This window comes from Atopostipes suicloacalis DSM 15692, from assembly GCF_900129085.1.
In the GTDB taxonomy this organism is placed as follows: domain Bacteria; phylum Bacillota; class Bacilli; order Lactobacillales; family Carnobacteriaceae_A; genus Atopostipes; species Atopostipes suicloacalis.
Genome location: NZ_FQUF01000045.1, coordinates 1 through 6926, shown reverse-complemented (window position 1 = coordinate 6926; position 6926 = coordinate 1). Strand labels below are relative to the sequence as shown.

Here is a 6926-nt window from a genome sequence, read left to right as displayed (position 1 = left end):
CAAGCTGCTTCATTAGAAGATGAACCAAAACTCAACTTAAAAATATATTTTTGTCATGCCTACTCTGCATGGGAAAGAGGATCCAATGAAAACTTTAATAAGTTGTTAAGAGAGTTTATACCGAAAGGTATTTCTCTACATCACTTCACCGATGAAGAAGTGATAGAAGCAACTAAAAGTATTAATCTGCGTGTACGCGAAGTAAATGATTACCAGTCAGCCGAAGAAATCTATCAGAAAATGAAAAATTAAAAAAACTCCCCCTCGGGGGAGTAAAAGCATAAAACCCTAAGATCTGAAGATAATAATCTATCATGTTCAAAGTGGTGCACTTAACTTTACAACTGAGGGTTAGGAAAATAGCTTAATTTACTTAGAAAATTGATTGAACAATGAAGTTAGATTCATTAAAATAGTATAAATGTCTATTATTTCGAAAAAAGGGGAGAATGTAAATAAATGAACAAAAAAACCTTGTTAATAACAAGTGGAATTATAGCGTTATCCTTATTAAATGCTAGCAATGTAAAAGCTGAAGAAGAACTGGCACCGACTACAGAAGAAATAATTTCTAACGTCCTGATAGATAGTAAAGATAGTGAGCAAGAAAATATTAGTCAACTATCTGAAGAAGAAGAGGAAATCTTTAACAATATAATCATAGAAATAGAAGATTTATTAAATAGCGAACAAAAAAATAATTTATCAAAACTTTTATCTACAGAAAATGAATTAAAATTTTTATTTAAAAAGGCAGTACTCACTCATGAATCTGGTGATTTCAATCAAGCAAATAGTTTTTATAATAAAATTATAGAAAAACTTGATGAGATTAATACCGTAGAGAATAATGAAAAGACAAAGAACCTTATTGATCTTTTTAATGAACTAGCAAAAGATAATTTATCTTTATTAGCTTTTGAGTATAATCAAGAAATATCTTCACAGGATTTAGATGAAGAGGATAAAGATGAAGAAGACAAACAAGCTGAGCCTGAAGAAGTGGATGAAAATGTAGAAACATCTACAGATAGTGAGCTAGATAGTCCTCAAGAAAATAAAACATCAAATGCTAATAAAACAGAACAAACAGCTAATGACTTATATAATAAAATCTTAGAAGCGAAGACTGTAACAGGGGCTTGGAATTTAGCTCAAGAATTTAAAGCTATTTTTCCAAATGATACTCTTTTAAGTAAAGCTATGAATCAAGCTGCTCAAGTGAACTTAGATTATGGAATGAAAGTTCATAAACGTGGAGAACTAGAAAATGCTGCTTCATATTATAGTAAAATTGTTGGTGAAGAAAAAGTATCAGCAACGTTAAAAACAATAGCTCAAGCCTATTTAAACCAAGCAAATGCGAATAAAGAATTAACGACACCAAAAGACTATTACAATCAAATCTTAGAAGCGAAGACTGTAACTGGTGCTTGGAATTTAGCTCAAGAGTTTAAAACCAACTTTCCTAATAATGATCTTTTAAGCGAAGCGTTGGAACATGCTGCCCAACTAAGTTTAGATTATGGAATGAGAATACATAAACGTGGGGATTATGCAGATGCCGCTTCATATTATAATAAAGTAGTTGAAGAGAAGAACATTTCATCGACATTAAGATCAACGGCACAGGTTTATTTAAATCAGGCAAATGCTAAAAAAGAATTAACAGTCCCTAAAGACTATTATAATAAAATTTTGAAAGCGAAAACTGTAACGGAAGCTTGGAACTTAGCACAAGAATTTAAAGAAAATTTTCCAGACGATAATCTTTTAAGCGAAGCACTTAACCATGCTGCGCAATTAAGCTTAAATTATGGAATGAAAATACATAAAAACGGTGCTTATTCGGATGCTGCTTCCTATTATAATAAAATAGTTGATGAGGAGAAAGTATCAGCGACACTAAGATCAACAGCACAAGTTTATTTAAATCAAGCAAATGCTGGTAAAGATTTAACAACACCAAAAGATTATTATGGAAAAGTTTTAGCTTCAAGAAAAGTTTCTGAAGCTTGGGACCTAGCACAAGAATTTAAAGAAAACTTCCCAAATAATGTACTTTTAGCAGAAGCTTTTAATCACGCGGCACAAGTAAATTTAGATTACGCTATGAAATTACATTTACAAAATGATTATGCCAATGCTCAATCATATTATGAGCGTATAATTAATGAAGAGAGTGTTTCTAAAAATCTCAAGTCAACAGCACAGGTTTATCTGGAACAAGCTAAAGCAAAGCAAGAATTAACGACCCCAAAAGATTATCTCAAGCAAATTAAAAATTCTAAAAGTGTATCAAGTGCTTGGAGCTTATCTCAAAAATTTAAAACAAACTTTCCAAATGATCCACTTTTAAGTGAAGCAATGGACGTTGCTGCTGAAATGAATCTTCAGTATGCTGTTAAATTGCATAAAAACGGAGAATATTCTAAAGCAATTGAATATTATGATCGAATAAACTCAGAAGAATTAGTGAGTTCTCCTATTAGAAATTTTTCTAAGACATTCAATAATTTAGCAAAACATGGGAAAAAAATATCGTCAGTAAATGATTACGCTTCAAAGATTACTACATCTAAGAGTGTTTCAACTGCTTGGAATTTAGCACAAGAAGCATTATTAATATATCCTGGTCATTCAGCACTTATTAATGCGTTGAATAAAACAGCAAATGATAACCTTTCATATGGTAGAAAATTACATAGACAAGGAAAAGCTGAATTAGCCCGACCATATTATGAAAAAGTAAATAATGATCAAAGAATTGATTCACAAATTCGACATTTAGCTGAAATATTTATGGAGCAGTCTTATGGCAACCATAAACCTGTTGTATATATCGATTCAGGACATGGAGGAACAGATTCTGGAGCATCGTTTTATGGTGCATATGAAAAGAAACTAAATCTAAGTGTTGGAAAATATTTAAAAAATGAATTAGAAAAAAAGGGCTATACGGTTATTATGTCAAGAGAAACAGATACTTTTGTTCCTTTGACAGATCGAGCTCTCGAAGCTAATAAATTAGGTGCCGATATTTTCGTTAGCGTACACCATAATTCCATGGGTGGAAGTGGGACTGGTAAAGGAATAGAAACTTTTCTTTTCCATAAAGTTGCAAGTGGATTTGGTCAAGAAACAAATAAAAATAATTTTAAATTAAATGATCCAAGAATTAGTGAAAGTTTGAATTTAGCGGATAATGTACATTCAAACTTAATTAAAAGTACAGGAATGTATGATAGGGGAGTTAAAGGGAATAACTTTAATGTTTTAAGAAATACTCATATTCCTGCAATCCTTGTTGAGTTAGGTTTTATAGATAATCAAAGCGATTTAGCTATTATTAAATCAACTTCCTATCAAAAAAACGCTGCATCTGCTATGGCAAATGGAATTGACAAATATTTTTCAACTATAAGCAAATAGATCTTAAAATCCTTAACAGTAAGTGATTATATCTGCTTACTGTTAAGGATTACCTTTTTTAATAGAATAGGAGATTACAAATTGAATAATAAGCACTTTCAATATAAGAATAGTAATAACAAGCGATTGGTAACCACAGCTAGTATAGCCTTGGTATTATTTAATGTTCAACCTGCAAAAGCAGACGATAATGATGAATTTGAAGAAATTAATGATATAGAACAAAAACAAGTTATAATTAATCCTCAAAAGACTGAAGAAAAAACAGATGACGAAGCTTCAAGAACTTCTGAAGAAATTATTGAGTATATTACTTCATTATTAGATACTAACCAGGAAAAATTACTTAATGAATTTTTATCAGAAGAAAGTAAGAGCGTAGAACAATTAATACAAGCCTTAGAGGAACATGCAACAGAAGATTTTTCCTTAGCTGGTAATCATTATGAAACAACAATTGAGAACTTACCAGAAAAAACAAGTAGTTTTATAATAAAGCTCATTGAGATCCTTCAAGAAGAAGCAAAAGAAGAAAAAAATATTTTTGAAATTGAAACATTGATAATTGAATCCGAGGAAAGTGAACAGGAAACTGAAGAAAATATTCAAGAAGAGAGCAATCAAGAGGTAGAAGACACAACTAATGAAAATTCCCAACAAAATATAGCTTCAAATAATCAAACAGAAGAAAGAACACCTGAAGAATTTAAAGAAGATATTTTAAAATCAAAAAGTGTTTCTGGAGCTTGGAGTCTTGCTCAAGAATTTAAGCGCAAATATCCTAACCATGAATTTTTAGAAGAATCTATAGATCATGCAGTTAAGACGAATTTAGATTATGGAATTAAATTACATAATCGTGGAGAATATAAAAATTCTATTCCTTATTATGAAAGAGTAATTAATGAACCTTTAACCCTAGAGAGCTTAAAAAATAAAGCGAGAGTTTACTTAAAACAAGCATCTATAAATAAGGATATACTTACTCCAGAAGAATATTTTAATAAAATATTAAATGCAAAAGGCATCTCATCAGCTTGGGAGTTATCAGGAGAATTTAAAGTAGTCTATCCTCAAAACGAACTTTTAATTCAGTCAATAAACTATGTAGCAGACTTAAACTTAAATTATGGAATAAAAGTACATAAAAAAGAGGAATATAAAAAAGCAAGTTCTTATTATGAGCGTGTAGTACATGAACCACTAGCTGCGAAAAGTATTATAACAATAACAAATGTATATTTGAAACAAGCAAAATCAAATCAAGCCATTAAAACTCCAGAAATCTATTATGATAAAATTGTAAATGCAAAAGGCGTATCGAATGCTTGGGCACTAGCTCTAGAAATGGAAAAAAATTTTCCTGAGCATGACTTAACGCAAAAAGCAGTTAACCATGCTGCTGAAATCAACTTGAACTATGGAATGAAGTTACATAAACGTGGAGAATTTGAAAAAGCAGCTTCATATTATAATCGTATAAATAGTGAAAGTAATATAAAAGATGCTATTAGATCTTCTGCAAAAACCTATCTAGAACAAGCAAATGCAAAACAAAAAATAACTACTCCAACTGATTACTATAATCAAATATTAAAATCAAAAACAGTTTCTGGAGCTTGGAATTTAGCGCAAGAATTTAAGGATAAATTTCCTTATGATTCTCTTTCTGAAAAAGCATTTAGTTATGCCGCACAACTACATTTAGACTACGGAATAAAAATTCATAAACAAGGGGAATATAAAAAATCTATACCGTACTATAATCGTTTATTAGATAATACATCAGTAAGTACAAAAATAAAAAACGAAGCAAAAGCCTTTGAACGTCAAGCGAGTGCAAAACAAAAATTAACGACAGCCGATGAGTATTATAACCAAATAAAATCCTCAAAATTAGTTTCCGAAGCATGGAGTTTATCACAAAAATTTAAATTAGATTTCCCATCTGATACTCGATTAAAAACAGCAATAAATCTGGCTGCAGAAATGAATCTAAATTATGCAATTAAACTCCATAAAAACAATGATTTTTCAGCAGCTTCTGACTATTACGAGCGTTTACTCAATGAAGAACATGTAGTCCCTTCTATTAAGAATAAAGCTGAATTATATAATTACTTAGCAGTTAGTGATTTACATATAGGAGAATCTATAGTTAATACGTCAAAATATAATACTAGCTTGAGCCAAGCAATCAATAAACAGCTATCCGTTAAAGCTCAAACTTCTAAAGAAGGGGGAGGCTTCCGTGACGCAACGAAAGATGAGGTGGCGCATTACATTAACCCAAATAATTTCTTGCCATCAGATTCTACTAGTTTAATAGAAGCTTTATCTACTGTGCAAATAACAACGGATGTATTAAATGTAAGAACGGGACCAAGCACATTGCACAAACAAATAGGAACTGTAAAAAAAGGCGAAGTCTTTACAATTATTGACATTAGTGAAGGTTGGTACAAAATTTCTACAAATGGAGAAACCGGTTGGATCTCTGGTAATAAAAATTATGTGTATAAAAATAATGAGATTTTACAGTTTCTAGATTTATCAAAATCAATGGGAATTCCAACTTCTGAATTAAATAAATATTTAAAAGGAAATGGTATTCTAGACGGAACAGGAGAGGCATTCAGTGAAGCGAGTCAACAAGCAAAAATAAATGAACTATATTTAATCTCTCATGCTCTTTTAGAAACAGGAAATGGAAAATCTAAGCTAGCCACAGGAATCTTAGTAAGCGAGGTAAATGGTAAAAAGGTAACACCAAAAATCGTTTACAATATGTTCGGTATTGGTGCTGTTGATTCTAATCCTGAGAAATATGGTGCAGAAAGAGCTTATCAAGAAGGATGGTTTACTCCAGAAGCAGCTATTATTGGTGGTGCTAAATGGGTAGGACAAAATTATATTCATAATTCACAACACAAACAAAATACTTTGTATAAAATGAGATGGAATCCATCAAAACCAGGTACTCACCAATATGCGACTGATATTGGATGGGCAACAAAACAAACAAATCTTATAATAAGTGAAGCACCTCTTCTTGCTCAAAAATACGATTTAGTCTTAGTTTTTGATATTCCAAAATATCAAAAATAAATTTCAATTTAAACCTCAGCAAAATTATAGTGTTTTTGCTGAGGCTTTTTTGGTGCGCCCGGCATGGGTAACAACTTGGTGGTGAAAGTCCACTCCAGACTTTGCAGTAGGAACTGTTAGCCAAAGACAAGGGTGTCCACCGCGAGGTGGAATCCGAAGGAAGTCGGCGGCAAACACTCGCACTGACGAACAGAAACTTCATATCAAGGCTGAACAGGGACGGATGAGCTTGCCAAACAAAGTAAAGTCCGATACTGCACGAATCCCACACAGTAAATGAAGCAGTGACATGAGTGGAAGGTTGTTATTCTTACCCGGGGAGGTCTCTTTCTCTACATCAAACCTTTTCAGCAATGGAAAGCTGGGGAAAGAGAAGTCAGCAGACG

The 6926-nt window shown here is 31.7% G+C and carries 4 protein-coding genes; 3 read left to right on the top strand and 1 reads right to left on the bottom strand.

Annotation, left to right across the window (positions count from 1 at the left end):
- The 3 genes from BUB96_RS10430 to BUB96_RS10015 all read left to right on the top strand — a co-directional run.
- On the top strand, window positions 1–252 hold a 252-nt coding region (locus BUB96_RS10430), incomplete at its 5' end, for an IS30 family transposase (protein WP_200789119.1).
- Window positions 253–459: 207 nt separating this feature from the next.
- Window positions 460–3432: an N-acetylmuramoyl-L-alanine amidase family protein gene (locus BUB96_RS10020; protein ID WP_073298684.1), complete on the top strand. Its 2973-nt coding sequence runs from the start codon at window positions 460–462 to the stop codon at window positions 3430–3432.
- Window positions 3433–3513: 81 nt separating this feature from the next.
- Window positions 3514–6540, top strand: a complete 3027-nt coding sequence (locus tag BUB96_RS10015; RefSeq protein WP_073298683.1) for an N-acetylglucosaminidase — start codon at window positions 3514–3516, stop codon at window positions 6538–6540.
- A gap of 198 nt (window positions 6541–6738) precedes the next feature.
- On the opposite strand, the gene BUB96_RS10605 is transcribed toward BUB96_RS10015, so the two are convergent.
- Window positions 6739–6926 (bottom strand): hypothetical protein (locus BUB96_RS10605; protein ID WP_234945841.1); only part of this gene is annotated, 188 nt, incomplete at its 5' end.

Excerpts from the sequence above, each read along its gene's own strand:
- BUB96_RS10020 (WP_073298684.1), top strand. The coding sequence starts at position 460 with ATGAACAAAAAAACCTTGTTAATAACAAGTGGAATTATAGCGTTATCC.